The 24,800-nt window shown below is 71.4% G+C and carries 19 protein-coding genes and 4 pseudogenes; 10 read left to right on the forward strand and 13 right to left on the reverse strand.

Translation table 11 applies throughout. The features are described from left to right. Both GA0115254_RS13140 and GA0115254_RS13145 read right to left on the reverse strand, forming a co-directional pair. Window positions 1-1,075, reverse strand: a 1,075-nt coding sequence (locus GA0115254_RS13140; protein WP_107451328.1) for a 3-hydroxyacyl-CoA dehydrogenase NAD-binding domain-containing protein, incomplete at its 3' end; no start/stop codon positions are given. Between the two features lie 40 nt (window positions 1,076-1,115). Further along, window positions 1,116-1,477 (reverse strand): annotated as a pseudogene (locus GA0115254_RS13145) (hypothetical protein); the annotation flags it as partial. 221 nt (window positions 1,478-1,698) lie between these two features. Between GA0115254_RS13145 and GA0115254_RS13150 the strand changes: the two are divergent. Beyond that, window positions 1,699-2,628 carry a LysR family transcriptional regulator gene (locus GA0115254_RS13150; protein ID WP_093895452.1) on the forward strand — a complete coding sequence of 310 codons (930 nt, stop codon included), beginning with the start codon at window positions 1,699-1,701 and terminating at the stop codon, window positions 2,626-2,628. Between the two features lie 131 nt (window positions 2,629-2,759). Continuing rightward, on the forward strand, window positions 2,760-3,989 hold the full coding sequence (locus GA0115254_RS13155; protein ID WP_093895453.1) for an acetyl-CoA C-acetyltransferase: 1,230 nt from the start codon (window positions 2,760-2,762) through the stop codon (window positions 3,987-3,989). Window positions 3,990-4,104: 115 nt separating this feature from the next. Here the strand turns inward: GA0115254_RS13155 and GA0115254_RS13160 are convergent, their stop codons facing one another. The 4 genes from GA0115254_RS13160 to GA0115254_RS13175 form a co-directional block, all read right to left on the reverse strand. Then, the gene (locus GA0115254_RS13160) at window positions 4,105-5,571 is read right to left on the reverse strand and encodes a sialate:H+ symport family MFS transporter (protein ID WP_093895454.1); all 1,467 of its coding nucleotides are present in this window, start codon (window positions 5,569-5,571) and stop codon (window positions 4,105-4,107) included. A 63-nt stretch (window positions 5,572-5,634) separates the two neighbouring features. Next, window positions 5,635-6,315 (reverse strand): N-acetylmannosamine-6-phosphate 2-epimerase, encoded by a 681-nt coding sequence (locus tag GA0115254_RS13165; protein WP_093895455.1) that lies wholly within the window; start codon window positions 6,313-6,315, stop codon window positions 5,635-5,637. Beyond that, window positions 6,312-7,280, reverse strand: coding sequence for an ROK family protein (locus GA0115254_RS13170; protein ID WP_093895468.1), 969 nt, complete (start codon window positions 7,278-7,280; stop codon window positions 6,312-6,314). Before GA0115254_RS13170 ends, GA0115254_RS13165 begins: the two co-directional genes overlap by 4 nt. Next, entirely contained in the window at window positions 7,277-8,236 is a 960-nt protein-coding gene (locus GA0115254_RS13175; protein ID WP_093895456.1) for a dihydrodipicolinate synthase family protein, read from the reverse strand. Before GA0115254_RS13175 ends, GA0115254_RS13170 begins: the two co-directional genes overlap by 4 nt. Before the next feature lie 152 nt (window positions 8,237-8,388). Between GA0115254_RS13175 and GA0115254_RS13180 the strand changes: the two genes are divergently transcribed. Then, a complete protein-coding gene (locus GA0115254_RS13180; RefSeq protein ID WP_093895457.1) occupies window positions 8,389-9,087 on the forward strand; it encodes a FadR/GntR family transcriptional regulator in 699 nt (232 codons plus the stop codon). Window positions 9,088-9,107: 20 nt separating this feature from the next. Here GA0115254_RS13180 and GA0115254_RS13185 read toward each other — a convergent pair whose 3' ends face one another. Then, window positions 9,108-9,698, reverse strand: coding sequence for a TetR/AcrR family transcriptional regulator (locus tag GA0115254_RS13185; protein WP_093895458.1), 591 nt, complete (start codon window positions 9,696-9,698; stop codon window positions 9,108-9,110). Between the two features lie 115 nt (window positions 9,699-9,813). On the opposite strand from GA0115254_RS13185, the gene GA0115254_RS13190 reads away from it, so the two are divergent. Next, the gene (locus GA0115254_RS13190; protein WP_093895459.1) at window positions 9,814-10,938 is read left to right on the forward strand and encodes an ABC transporter permease; all 1,125 of its coding nucleotides are present in this window, start codon (window positions 9,814-9,816) and stop codon (window positions 10,936-10,938) included. After that, on the forward strand, window positions 10,935-11,627 hold the full coding sequence (locus tag GA0115254_RS13195; protein ID WP_093895460.1) for an ABC transporter ATP-binding protein: 693 nt from the start codon (window positions 10,935-10,937) through the stop codon (window positions 11,625-11,627). The genes GA0115254_RS13190 and GA0115254_RS13195 overlap by 4 nt, the downstream gene beginning before the upstream one ends. Window positions 11,628-11,637: 10 nt before the next feature. On the opposite strand, the gene GA0115254_RS13200 is transcribed toward GA0115254_RS13195, so the two are convergent. The 5 genes and pseudogenes from GA0115254_RS13200 to GA0115254_RS13220 form a co-directional block, all read right to left on the reverse strand. After that, a complete protein-coding gene (locus GA0115254_RS13200; RefSeq protein ID WP_256102545.1) occupies window positions 11,638-12,813 on the reverse strand; it encodes an FAD-dependent monooxygenase in 1,176 nt (391 codons plus the stop codon). A 115-nt stretch (window positions 12,814-12,928) separates the two neighbouring features. Further along, window positions 12,929-14,366: pseudogene (locus tag GA0115254_RS13205) on the reverse strand (exo-alpha-sialidase). 88 nt (window positions 14,367-14,454) lie between these two features. Beyond that, window positions 14,455-15,737: pseudogene (locus GA0115254_RS13210) on the reverse strand (GDSL-type esterase/lipase family protein). Between the two features lie 30 nt (window positions 15,738-15,767). After that, a complete protein-coding gene (locus tag GA0115254_RS13215) occupies window positions 15,768-16,775 on the reverse strand; it encodes an acetylxylan esterase (RefSeq protein WP_093895469.1) in 1,008 nt (335 codons plus the stop codon). 153 nt (window positions 16,776-16,928) lie between these two features. Next, complete coding sequence (locus GA0115254_RS13220; RefSeq protein ID WP_093895462.1) at window positions 16,929-17,660, reverse strand: FadR/GntR family transcriptional regulator; 732 nt, start codon at window positions 17,658-17,660, stop codon at window positions 16,929-16,931. A gap of 172 nt (window positions 17,661-17,832) precedes the next feature. On the opposite strand from GA0115254_RS13220, the gene GA0115254_RS13225 reads away from it, so the two are divergent. The 5 genes from GA0115254_RS13225 to GA0115254_RS13245 all read left to right on the forward strand — a co-directional run bounded on the left by GA0115254_RS13225 (window position 17,833) and on the right by GA0115254_RS13245 (window position 24,439). Further along, window positions 17,833-19,428 carry an ABC transporter substrate-binding protein gene (locus GA0115254_RS13225; RefSeq protein ID WP_093895463.1) on the forward strand — a complete coding sequence of 532 codons (1,596 nt, stop codon included), beginning with the start codon at window positions 17,833-17,835 and terminating at the stop codon, window positions 19,426-19,428. A 155-nt stretch (window positions 19,429-19,583) separates the two neighbouring features. After that, the gene (locus GA0115254_RS13230) at window positions 19,584-20,534 is read left to right on the forward strand and encodes an ABC transporter permease (protein WP_093895464.1); all 951 of its coding nucleotides are present in this window, start codon (window positions 19,584-19,586) and stop codon (window positions 20,532-20,534) included. A gap of 1 nt (window position 20,535) precedes the next feature. Then, window positions 20,536-22,503 (forward strand): dipeptide/oligopeptide/nickel ABC transporter permease/ATP-binding protein, encoded by a 1,968-nt coding sequence (locus GA0115254_RS13235; protein ID WP_093895465.1) that lies wholly within the window; start codon window positions 20,536-20,538, stop codon window positions 22,501-22,503. Beyond that, window positions 22,500-23,507 carry an oligopeptide/dipeptide ABC transporter ATP-binding protein gene (locus GA0115254_RS13240; protein ID WP_093895466.1) on the forward strand — a complete coding sequence of 336 codons (1,008 nt, stop codon included), beginning with the start codon at window positions 22,500-22,502 and terminating at the stop codon, window positions 23,505-23,507. The genes GA0115254_RS13235 and GA0115254_RS13240 overlap by 4 nt, the downstream gene beginning before the upstream one ends. Then, the gene (locus GA0115254_RS13245) at window positions 23,504-24,439 is read left to right on the forward strand and encodes a dihydrodipicolinate synthase family protein (protein WP_093895467.1); all 936 of its coding nucleotides are present in this window, start codon (window positions 23,504-23,506) and stop codon (window positions 24,437-24,439) included. The genes GA0115254_RS13240 and GA0115254_RS13245 overlap by 4 nt, the downstream gene beginning before the upstream one ends. A 159-nt stretch (window positions 24,440-24,598) precedes the next feature. On the opposite strand, the pseudogene GA0115254_RS43080 reads toward GA0115254_RS13245, so the two are convergent. After that, window positions 24,599-24,800, reverse strand: a pseudogene (locus GA0115254_RS43080) (peptidase); the annotation flags it as partial.

The raw sequence follows: 24,800 nt of genomic DNA on the forward strand, positions 1-24,800 counted from the left end.
GCAGCCGGTGTGCGGCGACCGCGGAGGCCACCGTGATGCCCCAGACCGGGACCAGTACGAGGGCGTCGGCGGACGGCTCCGTGCCCGTCTCGACGACGGCGCCCGCAGCGGTCAGCGACTCTCGCAGCGCGGCCGCGTCCCGGTCCTGCGCTGCGGCGCCGTGGACGAACACCGGGCGGTCCGCGTCGCCCGTGACCGGTGGTTCCGGGACCGGGGCGGGCGCCTCGGGGCCGTGGTCGAACCAACCGCGCCCGGTCTTGCGGCCGTGCAGCCCGGCCGCCACCCGGTTCGGGGTGAGATAGGAGGGGCGGAGCCGGTCCGCGTACCGGAATCCCTGCCAGATCGAGTCGATCACCGCGGCCGTCACATCCAGACCTGTGAGGTCCATCAGCTCGAACGGGCCCATCCGCAGGCCGAGCACATCACGGGCGATCCGGTCGATGCCCGCCGGGTCGCCGACCGTCTCCTCCAGCAGCGCGAGCGCCTCGGTCACCAGACCGCGGCCGGCGTGATTGACCAGGAATCCGGGGGTGTCGGCGACCGTGACCGCACGGTGCCCGCAGCTCTCGACGAGCGCGGTGAGGGACGGCACGATCTCCGCACGGGTGGCCGCACCCGGCACGATCTCGACGATCCTCATCAGCGGCACCGGGTTGAAGAAGTGCAGCCCTGCCAGGCGCGTCGGGTCCTTCAGTGCCGCGGCGATCCGGGTGACCGACAGGGACGAGGTGTTGGTCGCGAAGACGGCCGTCGCGGGCAGCGCCCGCTCCAGCCGGCCGAAGACCTCCGTCTTGGTGTCGAGGTCCTCCCGCACGGCCTCGATGACCAGCCCGACGTCCGGGCCCTCCACCCAGGGATCGTCCAGCGGGATCAGCCGCTGCAGGGCGGCGGCGGAGTCCTCGGCGGACATCCGGCCCTTCTGCACGGCCCGTTCGAGCATGGACCGTACGAAGTCCACGGCGGCCGTCACCGCCTCCGTCCGTACGTCGCACAGCTCGACGGTGTGTCCGGCGGTCGCCGCCCACTGGGCGATGCCGCGGCCCATGGCCCCGGCGCCGACGATCCTGATTCGCATGGCGGTTGCGGTCCTCTCGGGGTGTGACATGTGATTCGTCTCAGCGAAGATAGACGCGGTCCGGGTCCATGTCCTCGCGCAGCAGCCGCAGTTCGGCCGCGGTCGGCGGCGGTACGGCTGCGGCCTTGTCGGCGACCAGCAGGGGGTTCTTGCTGATGTGCGACCAGGCCCGGTAGAAGGCGTTGTCCCGGTCGTAGTACCCCTGCGCGAACGAGGGACGGGCGCCGCTGCGGTCGGCGCGCTGGGCTCGGCCTCGCCGTCCGGGCCCGGGTAGGGCGAAGTCACCTTGCGCAGGTCGCTGTCGACGGACGGCAGATCGCTGCCTCCGTAGCTGCGCAGCGGGTAGAACGGCAACCGCTGGGCACCGGCGAGATGGCGGCAGATCATTCCGTAGTGGCTGTACCTCCGCCTGATCCGACATCGTCTTGTCTTTCCCGGTCCGTCGTGGCCACGGTGCTCCTCCGGCTCTGCGTGCGCCCCTGTTCATGCGCGTGGCCCCACCGTGTCAGCGGCTATTGATTGCTGTCCAATACCAAATTAAGGTCGCATCAAGACGTTTTATTAATGAATGGGATCGTTGGATCCGGTCGGTGGAGACCGGCCCGGTGACCAGAGGAGCGGGCATGGAACTGCGTCATCTGTCCGCGTTCGTCGCGGTTGCCGAGGAACTGCACTTCGGGCGGGCCGCGAAGCGGCTGCAGATGGCCCAGCCGCCGCTGAGCCAGCAGATCCGGCAGCTGGAGAAGGAGCTGGGCGTCCAGCTCTTCGAACGCAACACCCGGTCGGTGCGGCTCACCGGCGCGGGGGAGTCCTTCCTCCAGCCGGTACGGACCGTGCTCGACGACCTCGACACCGCGGTGCGGGCCGCGAAGGCGGCCGGCCGCGGTGAGTACGGACGGGTCACCATCGGCTTCGCGGGCGCTTCCAGCCACGAGACGCTGCCGCTCCTCACCAGGGCTGTGCGCGCCGCCCACCCCGCCCTCGAACTGGTCATGAAGGGGCAGACGTACGCCAATGTCGCCCTCGACCGGGTCGCGGACGGTTCGCTCGAGCTGGGGTTCGTCCGGCTGCCGGTGACCCGGCCCGGGGTGGCGTACCGGGTGATCGACGAGGAGGAGCTGGTGTGCGCGCTGCCTTCCGACCACCGGCTCGCCCGGCTGGAGAGCGTCCCCATCGACGTCCTCGCCGAGGAGCCCTTCGTCTCCTTCCCCGCCAACGCCGGCTCCACAGTGCGCGATGCGATGGTCGGGGCCTGCGAGGCCGCCGGGTTCAACCCGCGCGTGGTGCAGGAGGCGCCCGACTCGTACACCATCCTGGCGCTGGTCGCCGCGGGCGTCGGCGTGACGCTCACGGTCACTTCCGTCCAGCACATCCAGCAGAACGGCCTGGCCTACCGGCCCCTCTCCGGACCGCCCATCCGGCTCCAGGCGGCACTGGCCTGGCGGGCCGACAACTCCTCCACCGCACTGCGGGCGGTGCTCGCGGTGGCGGAGGAAGCCCTGCCCACGCCGACGGGTCCGGCCGGGGACCGAACCACCGCAAGCCGCCATTGAGACGCGCCACGTCTTGGACCAGAGCGAACTGGATATTGGACCGACTCAGTCGCAGGGTGCAAGGGTCGGCGGCACACCTCACTCGCCACCGAAAGGGTGGCATACGCCCCTCGCCACCGAAAGGTCACGCCGTGCCCGACCAGCAGCTCGATGTCGTCATCTGTGAACCGCTGCGCACCCCTATCGGCCGTTTCGGCGGAGTGTTCGCACAGCAGACGCCGGCCGCACTCGCCGCACGCGTCGTCGCCGAGGTCGTCGCCCGTACCGGAATCGACCCCGCCGCGGTCGACGAGGTGATCCTCGGACACGCCTACCCGTCCGCTGAGGCCCCCGCCATCGGCCGGGTCGCAGCCCTCGACGCCGGACTGCCCGAGACCGTCACCGGATCCCAGATCGACCGCCGTTGCGGCTCCGGCCTCCAGGCCGTCCTCGACGCGGCGATGCAGATCCGGGCCGGCTTCAGCGAGGTCGTCATCGCGGGCGGCGTCGACGTGATGAGCGCCGCTCCGTACTACACGCACGACGGCCGCTGGGGCATCAAGGGTCCCGGCCTCCAGCTCCACGACGCGCTGGCCCGCGGCAGGGTCACCGCCGGCGGCGTCAACCACCCCGTACCGGGCGGCATGATCGAGACCGCCGAGAACCTCCGCCGCGCGTACGGCATCAGCCGCGAAGAGCAGGACGCCCTCGCTCTGCGCTCGCAGCAGCGCGCCGGCCTGGCCGCGGCGGAGGGACGGTACGACGCGGAGACCGTCCCCGTCACCGTACGGACCCGCAAGGGCGAGACGCTTGTCACCGCCGACGAACACCCCCGCCCCGACACCACCGCCGAACAGCTCGCCGCACTGCGCCCGATCATGGCGAAGTCCGACCCCGGGGCGACCGTCACCGCGGGCAACGCCAGCGGTCAGAACGACGCGGCCGCAGCCTGCCTGGTGACCAGCGCGGCCACCGCCGAACGGCTCGGCCTCACCCCGTTGGTCCGGCTGGTCTCCTTCGCCCGCGCCGGAGTGCCCGCCGCGACCATGGGCATCGGCCCCGTCCCGGCGACCCGGGCCGCCCTCGACCGCGCCGGACTCAGCCTCGCCGACCTCGACCTGATCGAGCTCAACGAGGCCTTCGCCGCCCAAGTACTCGCCTGCACCCGCGAGTTGGGACTCGGCGTCACCGACCACGAGCAGCGCATCAACGTCAACGGATCCGGCGTCTCCCTCGGCCACCCGGTCGGCGCCACGGGCGCCCGGATCCTTGCCACACTCACCCGCGAACTGCACCGCCGCGAGGCCCGGTACGGCCTGGAGACCATGTGCATCGGCGGCGGACAGGGCCTCGCCGCGATCTTCGAGCGCATCGCGTCCTGAAGAACGCCACGTGCGGTGAGAGGTCGCGCGGGGCGGCGTGGAGATGACCCGGGCGTTCACCTTCGAACTCGAAGGGTCCGCGAAGCCGCCCCACGTTCCCGGAATTCCCGTTGTGTCAGCCGGCCGTCAGACGCGAGGCCGCGTCCCGCTCCGTCTCCAGCGGCACCGCGAGATGGTCCCGCTCCGCATCCGGATCGGTCAGCCGGTTCAGCCTGGCCGGTACATCGAACCCGACCAGCAGCACCACGATCACCGTGCCCGCGAAGGTCAGCACGGCCAGCGCCTGCCCCAGATCCATCCCGGACGCCAGATGCGCACCCAGCACCGGAGCCACGGCACCGCCGAGCGCTCCCACGTTGTACGTGAAGCCGAGCGCCGCGCCCCGGCTCGCGGTCGGGAAGTGCCCGCCGATGTAGCGGGGGAGCAGCCCGGAGATGCCGAAGCTGGTCGCCTGCAGCAGGAAGAGCAGGATGCCGAGCAGCAGCAGGTTGTCGTGCACGGCGAAGACCGGATAGACGAAGGCGAGCGAGGCGAGCAGCGTCAGCGCGTACGCCTTCTTCGCGCCGATCCGGTCACCGAGGAAGCCCGCGGTCCAGCAGCCGACCATGGTGCCGAAGCCCGCGAAGTACAGGACGTCGGTGACCTGGTCGGTGGTGTAGCCGAGTTCCGTCTTCAGGTACGTGGGCAGCAGTGCCTGGATCGGCCACGAGTACAGGAACGCGAAGAACAGCGTCACGATCATCGACAGATACAGCACCCAGCCGTGCTTCCCGCCGAGCTGGACCGCGAACGCGGCGAGTGCCAGTCCGGCGGCCACCGAGAGCACCGGCACCATTCCGGCCCCGCCCGGGGTGAAGACCAGGAACAGGGAGGCGGTGGCGACGACGACCAGGACCGTATTCACGGCGGCCCGGCCCCTGGTCATGAACAGCGGCCGGAACGGGTTGGGCTTGGCACCCTTGTCCGCGACGCTCTCCGTCCACTCCTCGGCCTCCGGCAGGGCACGCCGCATCCACAGCGCGATGGCGATCGGTATCAGGCCGAGGTAGAACATCCACCGCCAGCCGAGCGACGGCACCACCCAGTTGTAGACCTGCGCGGCGAGCACCGAACCGACCGAGAAGCCGGAGATCAGGAAGCCGCTGGCCCGGCTGCGGAGCCTCGCGGGCCAGCTCTCCATGACGTACGTGGCGCTGGCGCTGTACTCACCGGCCATGCCCATGCCGATGGCCAGCCGGGCGGCGAACAGACTCTGGTAGTTCCAGGCGAAGCCGCAGGCGAAGGTGCCGAGCGAGTACAGCAGGATGCTCAGGACCATGGAGAGCTTGCGGCCGTACCGGTCGCCGATGGCACCGAGCACCGCACCGCCCAGCCAGCGGGTGATGAACGCACCGGAGATCAGGCTGGCGGCCTGCACCGTGCTCAGACCGAAGTCGTCGCTGATCTCGGTGAGCACGAGTGTGATCAGCACGAAGTCGAAGCCGTCGAGGACGTAGCCGATCCAGGCGGCGAGGAACGACTTCCACTGGGTACCGCTCACTTCTCGGTACCAGGGGAGCTTGGCGGGTGATGTGGTCTGCACGGTGACTCCAGGATGCGGGACGGCGCTCGCCTTTGAGCTGCCGGTCCGCGTGGTGGGGGCAGGTCAGTGCCGGGCGATGCCTGCGACGAAGCGGGCGGTCAGGGCGGTGGGTGCGGTGATGGCGGTACCGACGACGACGCTGTGGGCGCCGCGCGCCAGGGCCTCGGCGGCATCGTCGGGGGTGTTGATACGTCCCTCCGCGACCACCGGGACGTCGATCGCGGCGGACAGCGAGGCGACCAGGCCGAGATCGGGGCCGGTCTGCTCCGGTGTGCCGGGAACATAGCCGGAGAGGGTGGTGGAGACGAGGTCCGCGCCCTGCTCGGCCGCCGCGATGCCTTCGGCGAGCGTGGAGACATCGGCCATCACCAGGGCGCCGGCTGTGTGGACCGCCTCGACCAGCTCGGCGAAGGTGGAGCCGTCGGGGCGTGGCCGGTCGGTGGCGTCCGCCGCGACGACATCGGCACCTGCCTCGACGAGCGCGAGGGCGTGCCGGACGGTCGGGGTGATGTAGACGCCGGTGTCACCGTCCTTCCACAGGCCGATGACCGGAAGATCCACGGCCTCGACGATCGCGGCGACGACCTCCGGCTCGTTGGCACGGATCGCGGCGCCGCCACCGGCGACGGCCGACCGGGCGAGCCGGACGAGGGTGCCGGTCTCCCGCATCGGGTCACCGGGAGGTGCCTGACAGGACACGATCAGCCTGCCCTGGAGGGAATGGATGAGTTCCTGCGTGGTCATCGAAGGGCTCCCGGGTGGTGGAGGGGAAGAGTGGAGGTCAGGGCGGCGGCGCCGAGCACGGCCGCGTCGGCGCCGAACCGCGGCGCCTCGGGTACCAGTCCGCGCAGCGGCGGCATCAGCTCCGCGGTGAAGGCGGCGGCCAGGGCGTCCCCGTACAGCGGGCCGATCCGCGGCACGCCGCCGCCGACGACGACCCGGTCGGGTCCCAGCGCGTTGGCGAGCCCGCCGAGCACCTGGCCGGTGGCGGCCGCGCCGGTGGTGATGGCGCGGACGGCCGCCGCGTCGCCCTGCCCGGCGCGGGCGGCGACGGTTTCGAGCCGGTCCACGGGGGCGCCGGTCAGCCGCTCGTAGTGCGCGGCGATGCCGGGCCCGGAGGCGATGACCTCCAGATGCCCGGTGGCACCGCAGGTACAGGGCATTCCGGCCGCTTCGGGGCTGGGCAGATGGCCGAGATGCCCGGCGATGCCGGCGGCGCCGTGCAGCATCCGTCCGTCCACGGCGACCGCTCCGCCCACGCCCGTACCGACCGCCACGAACAGCAGCGACCCGTGGTCGGAACCGTCCGCCGTCTGCGCCGCGAGTTCCGGTCCTGCCGTGGCGCGTACGTCGTTGTCGCAGGCGACCGGGTATCCGGTGCGGTCCGCGAGGCCTGCGCCCAGCGCGGTACTGGCCCAGCCGCGAATGGAGTCGGTGGCGCTGGTGACCATGCCGGTGCGGGGGTCGACGACCCCGGCTGCCGCGATGCCGAGCGCTGTGGCCAGCCGTCCCGGATCGACGGCGGCGGCCGCTTCGGCGAGTGCGTCCAGTACGGCCGTCGCACCGTCCCGGGCGGGGGTGGGCCGGGTGTGCCGGGACAGGACCGTGCCGTCGGGGCCGAGGAGCGCGGCGGCGATCTTCGTACCGCCGAGGTCGAGCCCGATCACCGCGGTACCCGTCCCGGCGGAGGGCCGGGAACGGTCGCTCATCGGACCGGCGGCAGGCCGGCGGCGCGCAGGCACCGGGAGACCAGGGCGACGGACTCGGCGCTCAGCTGGATCTGCGGAAAGGCGGTGTCGCCGCAGTCGATGACGCCGAGCAGCCGGAGCGCGGCCTTGAAGGAGCCGAGCGCCGAGGAGCTGCGGCCCATGTCCGCCTCCGGGCCCGCGTCGACCATGGCGAACAGCTCGACGAGCCGCTCCTGCTCCCGCGCGGCCAGCTCCCAGTTCCCGGCCCGCGCGGCGTCGTAGAGCCGTACGTAACCGGCCGGGTCGACATTGCCGATGCCCGGCACGACACCGTCGGCTCCGGCCAACAGGGCTGCGTCCACGGTGAGTTCGGAGCCGGTGAGGATGCTGAAGCGCGGCGCCGGGCCGGTCGCGCGGCCCTCGCGGCCACTCAGCCCGACGATCAGGCGGCGCAGCCCGCCCTCGTCGCCGCTGCTGTCCTTGAGCCCGGCCAGCGTGCCGTCCTCGGCGAGTTCGCGCACCAGAGCGGGGGAGAGCTTGCTGTGCACGGCGACCGGGATGTCGTACGCGAACAGCGGCAGGTCGACGGCCGTGCGCAGCCGCCGGAAGTGCTGGGCGATCTCCCTGCCGTGGGTGCGGGTGTAGAACGGCGCGGTCGCGACCAGGGCGTCCGCGCCGAGGGCGGCGGCGGAGCGGGCGTGCTCGACGACCCGTGCGGTGGTGGTGTCGATGACACCGGCCAGCACCGGAACCCTGCCGTCGGTCACGTTGACCACGGTCTCCAGCGCCGTGGCGCGCTGCTTGTCGGTGAGGTACGCGACCTCGCTGGTGGACCCGAGCGCGAACAGTCCGTGCACACCGCCGCCGATGAGGTGCTCGACGAGCCGGGCGAGGGACGCGGTGTCGACCTCCCCCCGGGGGTCGAGCGGGGTGCAGACCGGCGGAACGACGCCGTGCAGCGGTGCGGTGAGGGACATGGTGAGGGCTCCAGCTCGGTCGATGCACCGATCCGTGGCCCGAGACAGCTGCACGGATCGAGACGTGAGACGTAAGATGTCCTATGTCTGGCTCACCATAAACAGATGCTCCTGTGACCAGTCAAGGGGCAATCGCACCTCGGGAGGATGTTGTGGCGCGCCCCACCATGGCTCAGGACATAGAGCGCCGGCTCAAGGAGCTGATCCTGGAACGCAGACTCGCCCCGGGTGACGCACTGCCCACCGAGGCGGAACTGATGGAGCTCTTCGGCGCCGGCCGGGTGTCGGTGCGCGAGGCCCTCAAGGCGCTCCAGGCCGTCAATGTCGTGGAGATCCGCCGCGGCTACGGCACCTTCGTCGGCTCGCTCTCCCTGTCGCCCTTCGCCGAGGGGCTCGCCTTCCGGGCCGCCGTGCGCCACCGGCAGGGGGAGCAGGGCCTCTTCGAGCTGATGAAGGTGCGGGAGGCACTGGAGGCGGGTCTGGTCGGCGCCGTCACGGCCGGTATCCCCGACGAGGACCTCGAAGTGCTGCGCGGCCTCGTCGCGAAGATGGAGGCCGAGGCCCGCGATGGCGGCCGGGTGGCGCGCGGCACCGACCGGGCGTTCCACCTCGCGCTCTACGCCTCGCTCGACAACCACCTGCTCAGCGAGGTCCTCGATGCGTTCTGGGCGGCCATGGACCGGGTGCGCGAAGACCTCGACGACGGCCATCAGGACCCACTGGCCACCTGCGCCCAGCACCGCGAGATCGTCGAGGCGCTCGCGGCGGCCGACGGTCAACGCGCGGTACGCGCCATGCGCACCCACTTCGACGGCATCCGCACCCGCCTGGAACCGTCACCGGCCCCGTAGCCGGCGCGTCTGCCGGTTCCTCAACGCCCCGGCATCGCCCCGGTGATCGCGGTGACGGCCATCCGGACCGCCCGGTCCGTCATCGCCCGGGGGTCGTCGCCGTTCTCGATCGCCGTCGTGGCCGCGTTGACGATTCCCTGGAGGAGCTGCGCCGTACGCCGGGGGTCCTCCTCGCCCAGCTCGCTCAGCGCACCGGTCAGCGGGGTGAGCAGCTCCCGGTGGACCCGCGCCGCGCTCTCCCGCACCACCGCCGCGTCGCGCACCCCGGCCAGTGCCTGGGCGATCCGGTGCTCGCCGCCGCGCACCAGCTCCAGCTGGCACGACACATAGGCGGCGATCTTCTCCTCGGGCGTAACGGCCGCCGACATCCCGGCCCGGATGGCCTCCGTCCAGAGGGGCATCGCGTCCTCGACGACCGCGGCGAGCAGCTCGGGGCGGCCGGGGAAGTACTTGTACACGCTGTTGCGGGCGAGCCCCGTGGCCCTGGCGACCGCGGTGAAGGTCACGGCCTCCGCGTCGCCGCCCTCCAGCAGCTCACGGGCCGCCCGCACCAGGGCCAGCCGCTGCTGGGCGTGGTGCTCGGCAACCGTGGCGGCACTGATCCTGGGCACCGGCCCAGTCTAGAAGCTCCGGCGCACTGCCGACCCCCACTTGGGGACGCGGTGTCCCCATCATCTATGTTGGCGACACATCGTCCCTAACATCGATCCATCGAAGGGAACCGCCGTGTTCCTCGCTCTGCTGGAGCTGCGCGCCGCCCGAGGGCGCTTCCTGCTCATGGGGTCCGTCGTGGTGCTCGTCGCCGCGCTCGTCGGCATCGTCTCCGGCTTCACCGCAGGCCTGGGGGACGACACCGTCTCCGCGCTGCGCCGCCTCCCGGCCGCGCAGCTGGTCTTCTCCTCGGACGCCCGGTCCGACCAGTTCGCCCGCAGCCTCCTCGACGAGAAGACCGCCGCCGCCTGGCGCGCGGACGCGGACACCGACGCGACCCCACTGGGCGTCTCCATCACCCGTGGCACGACGAACCGCGGCGCCGAGGTCGACCTCGCCGCCTTCGGCGTCGAGCCCGGCTCCTTCCTCGATCCCTCCGTCACCGACGGCGACGGCCTCGCCGGCGCTGCGGCGGACAGCATCGTGATGTCCGCCAAGCTCGCCGACGAGGGAGTACGCGTGGGCGACACCCTCGTCATCGACCGGCTCGGCATCGAACTGCACGTCATCGGGGTGACCGAGCGCTCCAGCTACGGCCATGTGCCCGTCGCCTACGTCCCGCTGAAGACCTGGCAGCGCATCCGCTTCAGCACCCCCGGTGCCCCGGCCTCCGCCACCGCCGCGATCCCCGGCCAGTTCAGCGCCCTGGCCCTGCGCACCCCGCCGGCCGGGACCTCCACCGCCACCCTCGACGAACGGCACTCCACCACCACCCTCACCAAGGAGGAGACGTACGAGGCGGCCCCCGGCTACACCGGCGAGCGCGTCACCATGAGCTCGATCCAGGTCTTCCTCTACCTGATCGCCCCGCTCGTGGTCGGCGCCTTCTTCGCCGTGTGGACCGTGCAGCGGCAGCCCGAACTCGCCCTGCTGCGCGCACTGGGGGCCTCCCGCCGGCGGCTGCTCGCCCACACCGTGCTCCAGGCGGCCCTGGTCGTCGTCCTCGGCACCGCGGGCGGCGCCGTGCTCGCCGGAGCGGTCGGGCTGCTGGTCGGCGAGAAGGTGCCGTTCAGCCTGCCCGCCACCACCCTCGCCGCCACCATGTGCACCGTCGCGGCCGTCGGCCTCGCGGGCACCGCCCTGACCCTGCGCCGGGTGACGAAAGCCGACCCGCTGACCATGCTGGGAGCCAACCGATGAGCCTCGAACTGACCCGCGTCACCGTGGAGTTCGGCCGGGCCGATGCCCGTACCACCGTCTTCGACGGCCTCGACGTCACCTTCGAACCCGGTCGCATGACGGCCCTCGTCGGCCCGTCGGGCTCCGGGAAGTCCACGCTGCTCGCCGTCGCGGGCGCGCTGCTGCGGCCCACCGCCGGGCAGGTCCTGCTGGACGGCGAGGATCTCGCGGGGCTCTCCGACGCCCGGCGCGCCGAGGCCCGCCGCGAACGGATCGGCTACATGTTCCAGAGCGGCAATCTGCTCTCCGGACTGACCGCCGTCGACCAGCTGCTCGCCGCCGTGTACATCAGCGCCGGGCGCCCCCGCGCGCACCGCGCCCGCGCCGGGGAGGCCCTGACCCGGGTGGGCCTCGGCCACCGTCTGCGCCACCGCCCCGAACAGCTCTCCGGCGGCGAACGCCAGCGCGTGGCCCTGGCCCGTGCGCTCTTCCTCTCCCCGAAACTGCTGCTGATCGACGAACCGACGGCGGCCGTCGACCGCTCGCAGGCCGGCGAACTGGCCGCGCTCCTCGCCGAACGCACCCGCCAGGACGACTGCGTCACGGTCGTCGCCACACACGACCCGGCCGTGGCGGAGGCCGCCGACCGGGTCGTGGACATGGCCGCGCTGACCGCCGGGGCGGCCCCGTCCGCACGGCCCGGCCACTGACCCCGCCCGCTCACCGTTGCCGTTGGACGCTGCCGTACAGATAGCTGTCGTCGCCGTCCAGTGCGGCGCGGCTCAGCGCCTCCACCTCGGCGGGCCCCATCGCGGGCCAGTCCGGCGTGTTCCCGACCAAGGCGCGCCCCAGCCTGCGGCCGAGGCCGACCAGGCGGGCCCCCTCGGCGGAACGCTCGTCCGCGTACCGGCGCAGGGCCTCGGCCGCCGAGGAGGAGGCGCGCAGCGATCGTTCCAGGCACAGCGCGTCCTGGAGCGCCTTGACCGCCCCGCTCGCGGTGTGCGGCCGGGTCACGCTCGCCGCGTCGCCCGCCAGGAGGAAGGGGGGTTCCGCCGCCCGGGGCACCACGAAGTCGGCGACCGGGTGGAGCGCCTGGGAGGTGTGCTCGCCCCGGGCGACGATGTCGGCCCACTCCGCGGGGAAGTGCTCCTCGGCGATGTGCCGCACGTACGCGGTGGAGGCAGGGGGGCCGGCGGCCGGGGGAGAGGAGTAGATGGCGTACGCCAGCAGACGCGAACCCCCGGCCGTCCCCGGGATCAGGTAGAAGACACCGTGTCCGCCGGGGAAGCCCAGGGTGACCCAGGAGCTCTCCAGCATCGTCAGTTGCCCCGGATGGTCACGGAGGGCGGCGGCCGGAATCGTGCCCCGCCAGACCAGATACCCGGCGGGAACCGGCCGCACCCCGGGCGCGAGCGCGTCGCGGGTCACGGAGCGGTGCCCGTCCGCCCCTACGACGATGTCGTACTCCCGCTCGCCCTCCGCGGTACGGATCAGGGCGCCGCCGGAGGCCGTACGCCCGACGGAGCCGACGGGCCGTCCGCGGTGGTAGGCGCCGTCCCCGGCGCCTGCGCGCAACGCCCGCCACAGCAGACCCCAGTTGCACGCCGTCACCGGGGCCTGCTGCCGGGCCAGCTCGCGCGCCGACCGCCGCCCCGGCACCCGGGCGAGCCAGACCCGGGTGGCGACCGGTGCCGTCGGCATGTCCGCGCCCAGATACCCGCGGGCGACCAGCTCCTGATGGAGCGGCGGAGGGATGACGATGCCGAAACCCCGGTCCTGCAGGGCACCTTCGCTGCGCTCGTGGACGGTCACGTCCGCCCCGGCCCGCGCCCCCGCGATCGCCATGGCGCAGCCGGCGATGCTGCCGCCGACCACCCCGATGCGTAAACCCGTCACTGCCACCGTGCCACCGCCTGTTCCGACGCTCCGGGAGGTGCTGGAGGCCCCCATCGTCGCACCCGTGCGGGGCCGGTGCGGGACAGGACGCGGCGCCTCCCGGAGGGCCGGGCCGCTACGGGGTCACGGTCACCGTCGCGCTGCCGGACGCCTGCTTGCCGCTCGCCCGGTACGTGGCGGTGAGCGCGACACTGCCCGAGGCGCCCGCGGCGACCGTCACCGGGACCTTCACATTGGCGCCCTGGCCCGGAGCCAGCGCCGGGACGACGACCTGGCTCGTCGTCCAGCCGCCGGGCACGGTGAGATCCATGGTGCCCCGGCCACGGCGTACGTCCATCCGGTTGACCACCCGCACCGTCACCTCGGCGCCGGTACCGGCCTTGAGCGTCGCGGGCGGGGTGACCGTGATGTCGGCGCAGGTGCCGCCGAGCCACTTCAGGTCGAAGGACGCGTAGGTGATGTGCTGGTAGTCGGCCCGCTCGTAGAGGAGTCCGAGGCGGCCGTCCGCGAGCCGGGTCAGGGTCGAGTAGGCCGCGGCGCCGGGGTCGACGACCTTCCGGATCGGCCAGGTCCTCCCGTTGTCGCAGGACATCTTCACGGTGAGGTTGCGCCGTGCCGAGGCGTCCTCCGTGTTGCTGAACAGCAGCCACGAGGACTGCGGGTCCGACGGTGCGGCATCGGGGGCGTACCGCATCACCGAGGCGTTGTTCGCCGGGTCGGTGAGCTGGGTGTCCTGGGCGAACGGGGTGTAGTTGACCCCGCCGTCGGTGGAGTACGCGACCGTCCGGTACGGCTTCGAGCGGTTGTTGAGCATCACCCTGCCGTCGGACAGCTCGACGGTCTTGTTCTCGTCGCCGCCGGGGCCGACCGGATTGCCCATCCGCCACGTCTCGCCGTGGTCGTCGCTGTAGGCGCTCGCCGCGTAGTTGGCGCCGTTGACGCGGACGGCGTACTGCTGGATCAGCCGGCCCTTGTACGGGCCCCGGCGCAGCTGGATGCCCTCGCCGGAGGCCGCGAACATGCCCGCCCAGGCCGGGTCCTTGATCTGCCGGGTGATACGGCGGTGGGTCCAGGTCACCCCGTCGTCGTCGGAGTAGCTGTAATCGGCCTGGAGGACGTTCGGGTCACTCTCGTCGTTGCCGGTGCCCGAGCCGAAGAAGCCCTGGTTCACCGAGGCGGCGTAGAACAGGAAGATCCGGCCGGTGGTGCGGTCCACGAGCAGGCTCGGGTCGCCGTAGCCCTTGGGCGCTCCATCCGCGCGGACCACCTGCTGCGGCTGCCATGTCACACCGTTGTCGGTGCTGCGGCGCAGCACGATGGAGATGTTGCCCGGCAGGTCGCCGAGGGTGGGGCGGGCGTCGTAGGCCGCGAGCACCGTGCCCTTGACGGAGGTGGTGAGCGCCGGGATGCGGTAGTGGGGCGAGCCCACCCGTCGGCGGTCAGGTCCTGCGAGGTCAGCTGGCCGGGGGCGGGGAGGCGCCGTGGGCGGTGCCGGTCGCGGTGACCACCAGCAGGGCGGCGCTGAGCAGGGCGACGGAGACTTTTCGCTGCATGGACGATCTCTCTTCTCGGAAGGGGATGGTGCTTCTCGGAAGGGTGAGCCGGGGGCGGGGTGCGGGCCTGCGGGGCTCGCGCGCGCCGCTACGGGACGCGCAGCGAACAGACCCTGCTGCCGCTGTCGAAGACCCGCAAGTCCTTGATCATCTTCAGTGCGAGGCGGTGGTGGCCCCGCTCGTCGGGGTGGAGCCCGTCATTGAGCAGCGACAGCGGGACCTGGCCGCCGTTGCTGTCCAGCCAGTCGTTGTAGTGGTCGATGAACACGGCGTTCTGCGCCGCCGCGACCTCGCCCATCACCTGCGCGTACCGCGAAAGTCCCACCCGGCCGGGCCACTTGGCCGGATCGACCGGGTTGGGCGACTGGAGCACCGGAACCGGCGAGCCGGGCAGCGCCCGCACCGAGCGGACGAGCGAGACGAGATTGGCCGGTAGACCTCGGGGCCGAGACCCGATGTCGCGATGTCGTTCGTACCGATCGTGATCGAGACCACCCGTGGTGAGAAGGCGGTGACCCGCTCCCCGAACATGGCGATGAGTTCGGCGCTGGTGGCGCCGCTCACGCCGGAATCGATCACGAAGTCGCGGTTCTTCGGCTTGCCCAGCTCCCAGCGGACGCGTTCCGTCCAGTGCTCCGGGTAGCTGCGCCAGCCGTTGGTGTGCAGGGCGCCGTGGGTGATGCTGTCGCCGGTGACGACCCAGGTGGCGGGCGTGTCACTGTTCAGGACCGTGGAGATCGTGCCGAGGTCGGCGAGGTCGGGGCGGGGGCTCTGCGCGACCAGTTCGGCCTCGCCGAGCACTCGGTCCCAGACCGCGGCCCGCTCGACGGTGCCCGTGCAGAACCACTCGCCGCCGGGGTGGTCGCTGTCGACATTGCGGCCTAGAGCGAGCGCGCTCAGCTCGGAGACATCGGCGAAGAAGGCGTGGCGCGCCGTCTCGAACACCGTGCGTCCGCCGGCGTGGAGCCGGGTGCCGGAGGAGTCGACGGTGACGGCGACGGTATGAAGCAGACCGTCGTCATAACGCGTCCTGGTCATGACATTGACCAGCACCGCACCCTTCTCGCGCGCCGAGAACTGCAGGGCGCCGCCGCTCAGGTTCAGCGTGATGTTGGACGAGGGCTCGGTCGGGTCGGAGGCGCTGAGCAGGGTCATCGCCTCGTTGTGGCTGGTGGTGCGGAAGGTGACGACGATGGTCCCCGCGGTGAGCGGGGCGAGTGCGCCGACCCGGTCCGACAGGTCGACATACTCGCCGCCGTCCAGGTCCACGGGGGTGTCGTGGTCCAGGAGCGGACCGCCGCCCGGAGCTGCGGCGAAGGCGCGGCTGCCGAACGGGGCGCTCAGGGCCGCCGCGCCGGCGGCAAGAAGCATGGATCGTCTGCGCACGGAAGGTGCCTCCGGTCAGGAGTGGCCGGCCCGCCCCGACGGCGGGCCTGCGAACAGGGAACGCACCCAGGCCAGTTGCTCCCGCTGCTGATACGCCGTGCCGCCCTCGTGCCCGTTGAACTCGTAGACGCGTACGTCCTTGGGCCCCGCGTAGTGGTTGAACGCGGTGAAGCAGGTGGAGGGCGGACAGATCTCGTCCATCATCGCGATCGAGAACAGCGCGGGAGCGGTGGCGCGGGTGGCGAGCAGCGCCGCATCGAAGTACGACAGGGTGGTGAACGCCGTTTCGGTGCGGTCGCGGTGGAGCTTCAGGTACTCGACGATCTCGGTGTACGGCGGCCGGCCCGAAATATCCGCGCCGCGCCGGAAGTTGCAGAGGAACGGCACATCCGGCATCACCCCGGCCAGCCCCGGTACCAGCCCCGACACCGCCAGCGCGATCCCGCCGCCCTGACTGATCCCGGTCACGACGATCCGGTCCGGATCTACCGCGGGGTGTTCGCGCACCGCCTCGACACAGCGCACCGCGTCGGTGAACACCCGCCGGTAGTAGTACGTTTCGGGGCTCTCGATGCCGCGGGTGAGGAAGCCGGGCACGGTGCCGGCCGCACCGGCGTCCGTATCGGCGGTGGAGCCGCCCGCGGCCGACCAGCCCTGACCGCGGGTGTCCATGATCAGGTGCGCGTGACCGGCGGACGCCCAGAGCGTGTTCTCGTGCGCGAGGCCGCGCCCCCGCCCGTAGCCGAGGAACTCGACCACGCAGCCGAGGGGTTCGAGGGCCCCGGCCGGCAGGTGCAGCCAGCCGTGGACCGGGCGTCCGGCGAAGCCGGGCAAGGTCACGTCGTACGTACGGATCTGGGTGAGGCCGGTGTCCACGGGTGCGAACACCGGCTTCGGCACCGGACCGCCGGTGGCGGGCGCCTCGCTCAGGGTGCTCGACCAGAAGGCGTCGAAGCCGTCCGGAACCGGCAGCTCGGGCCGGTAGTCGCGGCAGTCCGCGAGCGGGAGGTCCGTCAACGGCATGGAGGTGCCCTCCTGGGGTGCGCCGGGGGTGTGAATGCCGGGCATCGAGACAGAAGACGTCAGATGTCCTGCGGCACACGGACCCTAGGCAGCCCTCGCGCCGGCCGTCAAGGGCCCGGCCGGCGGATCACGGCATGGTCTGGACGAGAGGCCCTAGTCCAGGGCGCTGTCGCGGGCGCGGGCCTCGGAGATCCGGCGCCTGACCGGGGCGTAGTGCTCGCCCAGTGCCTTGGTGAAACCGGTGATGTCCCCGGCCCGTGCGGCGTCCACGATGTTCTGGTGGGCCGCGATCGTCGCCATCTCGTCGGCGTGCGTGAATCCGTCGAGATGCGGCGCGACGATCGAGTACACGTCCCAGAAGGCCATCGAGAGCTGGCCGATCAGTTCATTGCCGAGCGGTGCCACCAGGAGTGCGTGGAACGCCCGGTCCGCCTCCACGAAGCCGTGCCCGTCCTGGGCGCCGGTCCTGCGCATCGTGGTGACCAGGCCGTCCAGCCTGTCGAGCTGCTCCGAGCTGAGCAGCGAGACGATCCGGTCGGCCATCCCGCGCTCGAAGAGCTCGCGCACGTCGACGAGGTCGGCCATCACCTGGAAGTCGTCGTCGGGGGAGAGCAGCCCGCGGAAGGTCAGGCTCTCCACCAGGGCCGACAGGCTCAGCCTGCCCACGTATGTGCCGTGCCCGTGCCGCACCTCCACGATGTCCAGCGCGGCAAGGATCTTGACAGCCTCGCGGACGCTGGAGCGGCTGGCGCCGAGCGCCTCGCACAGGGCCGGCTCGGTGGGCAACGGGTCCCCGGGGCGAAGGCGCTTTTCGAGGATGTAGCGCTTGATGCCCTCGACCACTTCCTGCCGGAGCAGCTGCCGGCCAGGCTTCGCACCGGACATATGTGAACTCCCCACCTCTTGACCCCTCTCGATTGTCCAGCTACGTTCCCACGCTATCAAGGCATCAGACATCTGACGTCTGATGCTTCCGGTTCCTCGGTCCTCGTGATCCTGCGTTCCGCCACTCGTTTCCCCGCCTCAACGTTCCACCTTCGACGTCCCTGGAGGACCCGTGCCCGAGCTGAGACCAGCCGGTGTCGAGCGCCGCACCTTCCTGCGTTACACCAGTGCTGTCGGTGCGGCAGCCGCCATCACGGCGAGCCTTTCCGCCTGCGGCGGCCCGTCATCGACCGCCGACGGCACGGCGGGCAAGGGCAGCGGCAACGGCCTCATCGAGGCCGGTCTCTCGTACCCCCTGTCGACCGGCTTCGACCCGATGATCACCTCGGGCGCGACTCCGTACGCCGCCAACATGCACATCTTCGAGGGCCTCGTGGACCTCGATCCGGCAACACTCGTGGCCCGTCCCGCGCTGGCCACCGAGATGCCGAAGAAGATCAACGCCACCACGTACCGGGCCACGCTCCGCAAGGGCGCCACATTCCACGACGGGTCGCCCGTCACCGCCGATGACGTGGTGTTCAGCTTCGAACGCATCCTGGACCCGAAGAACGCCTCGCTCATGGCGCAGTTCGTCCCCTTCATCGACACGGTGAAGGCCGTCGACGCCGGCACGGTCGAATTCAAGCTCAAGTACCCCTTCGCGCTCTTTCCGTCCCGTATCGCCGTGGCCCGGATCGTCCCGAAGAAGATCGTCGAGCCGGACCCCAAGGCCTTCGACGCCAAGCCGGTCGGCTCCGGACCGTACAAGTTCGTCGAGGCGACCCGCGAGGACAAGATCGTCTTCGAGGCGTACGACAAGTACAACGGCGCGCACCCGGCCAAGGCCAAGAAGATGATCTGGCGCCTGATGTCCGACCAGTCGGCACGCGTCAGCGCCATGGAGTCCGGCCGGGTCCAGGCCATCGAGGACGTCCCCTACATCGACGTCAGGAGGCTCGCGGGCTCCTCGAAGACCGAGTCCGTGCAGTCCTTCGGCCTGCTCTTCCTGATGTTCAACACCGCCGACAAGCGGTTCGCGGACAAGCGCGTGCGCCAGGCGCTGCACTACGCCCTGGACACCGAGAAGATCATCTCCACCGCAATGGTCGGCAACGCCGCACCCGCCACCGGGTACGTCCCCGCCACCCACCCCGACTACCACAAGGCCGCCACGGTCTACACGCACGACGTGGCGAAGGCCAAGCAGCTGCTCGCCGACGCGGGAGTCAAGAACCTCTCCTTCACCGTCCTCACCACCGACACGGGCTGGGTCAAGGACATCGCCCCGCTGCTGAAGGAGAGCTGGGAGGCGGCAGGCGTCAAGGTCACTCTCGACATCGCCCAGTCCCCGGCCCAGTACGCCAAGATCGACAAGGGCACCTTCGACGTGCTGGTCGCCCCCGGCGACCCGTCCGTCTTCGGCAACGACGCCGATCTCCTGCTGCGCTGGTTCTACTACGGCTTCTGGCCCGAGAGCCGCTACGGCTGGGGCAGATCCGCCGCGTACAAGAAGGTCAAGCAGACCCTGGACAAGGCGGCCCAGGCCGCCGACGAGGCGAAGCGCAAGGAACTGTGGGGCGAGGTCACCGACCTGGTCGCCGACGAGGCCGCGCTCTACCCGATTCTCCACCGCAAGCTGCCCACGGCCTGGAACGAGAAGGCCCTCCCCGGCTTCAAGCCGCTGCCCACCACGGGCCTGTCGTTCCTGGACGTCAGCCGCGCCTGACCGAACCGCACCGGCGTACCCGAGACCTGTTGGCGAACCTCCGTACTGCGGGCGGCGGTCCGGTGACGGGGCCCGGCGCGTCCGACAGCCCGGTCCGGGTCACCCGCCCCAGGTGTCCCGGACCACCAGCCCGCCCAACCGCAAGGAACCCGACGATGGTTGCTTTTCTCCGGCTCGCGCTGCGCCGCGTCGCGATGATGCCGGTGATGATCCTCGGTATCGCGCTGCTCGTCTTCGTGGTGCTGCAGTTCTCGCCGGTCGACCCGGCCTTCAACGCGCTCGGGGAGAGCGCCACCCCCGAGGCCCGTGCGGCCTTCGCCGAGGCCAACGGTCTCAACGACCCTCTCCCGGTACGGTACTTCCACTTTCTCGGGCAGCTGCTCCACTTCGACCTCGGAGTGACCGTCCCGCCGAGCCAGCCCGTACTCGACCGGATCACGGCAGCGTTCCCGCTCACCCTCCAGCTGACCCTCCTCGGGCTGGTCATCGCGGTCGTCCTGGCCGTCCTGTTCGGTGTGGTCGGCGCGATGTACCGGGACCGCTGGCCCGATCAGCTGTTCCGGCTGGTCTCCATGGCCGGTGTCGCCATACCGTCCTTCTGGCTCGGCGTGCTGCTCATCCAGCAGTTCGCACTGAACACACGGATCTTCCCGACCGGCGGTTACACCAACCCGGCCGACTCCTTCAGCGGCTGGCTCACCACCATGGCGCTGCCCGCGGTCTCGCTCGCGCTGCCGGTCTCCGCCTCCCTCGCCCGACTCGTACGGACCTCGATGGTCGCCGAACTCGACCGCGACTACGTACGCACGGCTCGCGGCAACGGCCTCCCGCCGCTGCTGGTGATCCGCTCGGTGCTGCGCAACGCGCTCGTCACACCGCTGACCGTGCTCGGCATCAAGGTCGGTTACATGCTCAGCGGTGCCGTCGTCATCGAAGCGATCTTCGACCTGCCCGGCATGGGCAAGCTCATTCTCGAAGGTGTCACCGGCGGCGATGTCGCCCTGGTCCAGGGCACCGTACTGACCATCGCCATCGCGTTCCTGGTGGTCAACGTCATCGTCGACCTGCTCTACCTGCTGGTCAACCCGCGCATCAGGACGGTGTGACATGTTCGCCACCGGCCGTCTGGCCAACAAACTGTCCCGACCGGGCATCGCGTTCCGCGCCCTCCCGGTCACCTCCCGCATAGCCCTGGGCGTACTGATCGTCGTCGTACTCGGCGCCGTCCTCGCCCCGCTGTTCACCCAGGACCCGCTGACCACCGGCACCCCCGTCCAGGCCCCCAGCGGTGCCCACTGGTTCGGCACCGACCGGGCCGGCCGCGACGTCTTCGCCCGGGTCGTGCACGGCTCGCGCTACTCACTGATCATCGGCCTCGGCGCGACCGCCGTGGCACTGGTCGCCGGTGCGCTGCTCGGCTCGATCGCCGCCACCTCGCGCAAACTCGGCGACGAGTCAGTGATGCGCACCCTCGACGTCGTGATGTCGTTTCCGCCGATCGCGCTCGCCGCCGTGCTCGTCGCGGTCTTCGGCACCAGCATCCCGGTGATCATCTTCACCATCGCGTTCGTCTACACCCCGTCGCTGGCCCGCGTGGTCCGCGCCAATGTGCTGTCCCAGTACGGCGAGGACTACGTCGCCGCCGAGAAGGTCATCGGTGCCCGTCGCGGCCACATCGTGCTCCGTCACGTCGCCGTCAACTGCATGGCCCCGGTCATGGTGTTCGCCACCGTCATGGTCGCCGAGGCGATCATCTTCGAGGCCAGCCTCTCCTTCATCGGCGCCGGAGTGCAGGACCCCGACCCCAGCTGGGGCAGCGTCCTCGCCTACGGCCGGCAGATCCTCCTCGCGGGCGGCTGGTGGGCCACGTTCTTCCCCGGCCTCGCGCTGCTGATCACCGTCCTCGCGCTCAACATCCTGTCCGAGGGACTCACCGACGCCTCGGCCGCGCCCAGGAGCGCCGGAGCCGGTGCCGACCCCACCACCGCCACCGCACCCGACCCGGTCGAGGCAGCCTCCACCGCCGACATCGACGCCGCCCTCACGAAGCTCGCCGACCGCATCGACGCGACCGAGCCGTCCATCACGCCGGTACGGGAGGACGCCGCCGAACTGCTCGTCGTACGGGACCTGGCGATCCGCTTCCCCGACCGCTACGGACAGATCCCCGTCGTCGACTCGCTGAACTTCACCGTCCACGAGGGCGAAACCCTCGGCCTGGTCGGCGAGTCCGGCTGCGGCAAGTCGATCACCAGCCTCGCCGTCATGGGCCTGCTCGCCCGCAACGCCGAGGTCGGCGGCGAGATCCTGTACCGCGGCCGGGATCTGCTCAAGCTCCCGCCGAAGGAGCGTCGCGCCCTGATGGGGCCGGAGATCGCGATGGTCTACCAGGACGCGCTCTCCTCCCTCAACCCGTCCGTGCTGGTCGGCACGCAGCTGAAGCAACTCACCTCGCGCGGCGGTACGAAGACCCCGGCCGAGCTCCTCGAACTCGTCGGCCTCGCACCCGAACGCACCCTGCGCAGCTACCCCCACGAGCTCTCCGGCGGCCAGCGCCAGCGCGTCCTGATCGCCATGGCACTGTCCCGCGACCCCCGCCTGCTCATCGCCGACGAACCAACCACCGCCCTCGACGTCACCGTCCAGGCCCAGGTCGTCGAACTCCTCGTCAGGCTGCGCGACGAACTCGGCTTCGCGATGGTCCTCGTCTCGCACGACCTCGCGCTCGTCGGCGACCTCGCGCACCGCGTCGCCGTGATGTACGCGGGCCGCCTCGCCGAGATCGGCGACACCCGCTCCGTACTCACCGACCCCACCCACCACTACAGCCGCGGCTTGCTCGGCTCGGTCGTCTCCCTGGAGGCCGGCGCCGACCGGTTGCACCAGATCCGCGGCATCGTCCCCCCGCCGCAGGGCTTCGGTGCCGGCTGCCGGTTCGCCTCACGCTGTGCCGCCGCCACCGAACTGTGCCGCACCACCGCACCCGAACTCATCGCGCGCGGCACCACGAACGACCACGGCTTCGCCTGCCACCACCCGGCGAAGGCCGCACAGCTGGAAGGGAGCGCCCTGTGATCAGGCTCGACGGCGTCCACGTACGTCACAAGGCACGCAGCGGCGGACTCCTGCGCCGCGACACCGTGCACGCCCTCACCGATGCCACCCTGGAGGTCAAGCGCGGCGAGATCGTCGGTCTGGTCGGCGAGTCCGGCTGCGGCAAGTCCACCCTCGCCCGGGTACTGACCGGCCTGCAGAAGCCCACCGAGGGCGAGGTCCGCTTCCACGGCCGCGACCTGTGGGAGATGTCCGCCGCGCAGCGCCGCGACGGCTTCGGCTCCGCCGTCGGCGTCGTGTTCCAGGACCCCTCCACCGCGCTCAACCCCCGGCTCACCGTCCGCCGGATCCTCCGCGATCCCCTCGATGTGCACAGGCGGGGCACCCGGGAGGAGCGCGAGGCACGCGTCGAGGAACTCATCGACCTGGTCGGCCTGCCCGGACACACCCTCGCCGCACTGCCCGGACAGCTCTCCGGCGGCCAGCGCCAGCGCGTCGCCATCGCCCGCGCCCTGGCCCTGGAACCGGAACTGATCGTTGCCGACGAACCGACCTCCGCCCTCGACGTCTCCGTCCGGGCCCAGGTCCTCAACCTCCTGGTCGACCTGCGCGAACGTCTGGGGCTCGGCATGGTTTTCATCTCGCACGACATTCAGACCGTGCGCTACCTCGCCGACCGTCTCGCCGTGCTCTATCTGGGCCGGATCGTCGAGGAAGGGCGTGCGGCCGATGTGGCGGGCGCCCCCGTGCACCCCTACACCGAGGCATTGCTCTCCGCGACCCCCAGCCTGCTGGAGACCACCGAACGCATCGTGCTCACCGGACCGGTGCCCTCGGCGACCAACCCGCCCTCCGGCTGCCCGTTCCGCACCCGCTGCTGGAAGGCGGACGAGGTCTGCGCCACGGTCTTTCCGACGGAGGCCTCCGGCCCGGGTGAGCACCGCTGGCACTGCGTCCACCCCCAGAGCCCCACGTCCCCCGCCGGGGACCCGGCCCCCGTACCGTCCGCAAGGAGCACCGCATGACCGCCCGAAACCCCCGCTACCGCGGAGTGATCCCGCCCGTCGTCACCCCGCTCACCGCGGGCGGTGAGATCGACCGGCCTTCCCTGGAGCGGGTCGTGGGACATCTGCTCGACGGCGGTGTCAGCGGTCTGTTCGCACTCGGCAGCTCGGGCGAGGCGGCCTATCTGACGCCCGGGCAGCAGGACGAGGTCATCAAGGTCATCACGGCCGCGGCCGCCGGACAGGTCCCGGTCCTCGTCGGTGCGATCGAGACCACCACCAACCGGGCGATCGAGCGGGCCCGCGCCGCCGCGGGCCTCGGCGCCGACGCCGTCGTCGTCACCGCGCCGTTCTACACGCGCACGCACGACACCGAGATCGACCGCCACTTCCGCGACGTCTCCGCCGCTCTTGACCTGCCGGTCCTCGCGTACGACGTGCCGGTCTGCGTGCACAGCAAGCTCGACCCGGAACTGCTGCTGCCGCTTGCCGAGGACGGTGTGCTGGCCGGGGTGAAGGACTCCAGCGGCGACGACGGTTCGTTCCGACGCCTGACCATCGGGGCCCGTGAACTGCCGGAGTTCTCTGTCCTCACCGGGCATGAACTGGTCGTCGACGCGATGATGCTCGTCGGTGCGGACGGCTCCGTCCCCGGGCTCGGCAATGTGGACCCGCACGGGTACGTACGCCTCCACGAGGCCGCCGTACGTGGCGACTGGGCCACCGCCAGGTCCGAACAGGACCGCCTCGTCGCGCTGTTCGACATCGTTCGTGCGGCTCGTCCCGGCATGGTGTCCGCCACCGCTGCCGGCCTCGGCGCGTTCAAGACGGCGTTGATGCTTCGCGGGCTCATCACCACCAATGTGATGAGCCCGCCGATGCGTCGGCTGGACGCGGCAGAGACCGCAACGATCGCGGCCTGTCTGGACCGCGCGGGGCTCTCCCGGGCCTGAACCGGGGCAGACCGGTGCGCTCCACCCGCTCGGCACCGAACCGACCGCGTGGACATCGGCGGGGCCCACCGGTCGAGTTCCGTACGCACAGCAGGTCCGGTCGGACAGCATCGGCTGTCCGACCGGACCTGCTCGTCTCCCGGCTGACTGATTCGTGGATCAGCTCTGCGAGCGGCGGACCCGGCGCATCAGTACCGCGCCACCGAGCACCAGCGCGGCGCTCGTGCCCGCAGCCACGCCGAGATCAGCGGCACCGGTGTGGGCCAGCTGGCCGCCGGTGCTCACCGGCGTCTCGGTGGACACCGGCACACTGTTGGTCGGGGGCTCACCGACGACGGACGTGTCCACCGGCGGTTCGACT

It is taken from the genome of Streptomyces sp. Ncost-T10-10d, from assembly GCF_900091955.1.
GTDB lineage: Bacteria > Actinomycetota > Actinomycetes > Streptomycetales > Streptomycetaceae > Streptomyces.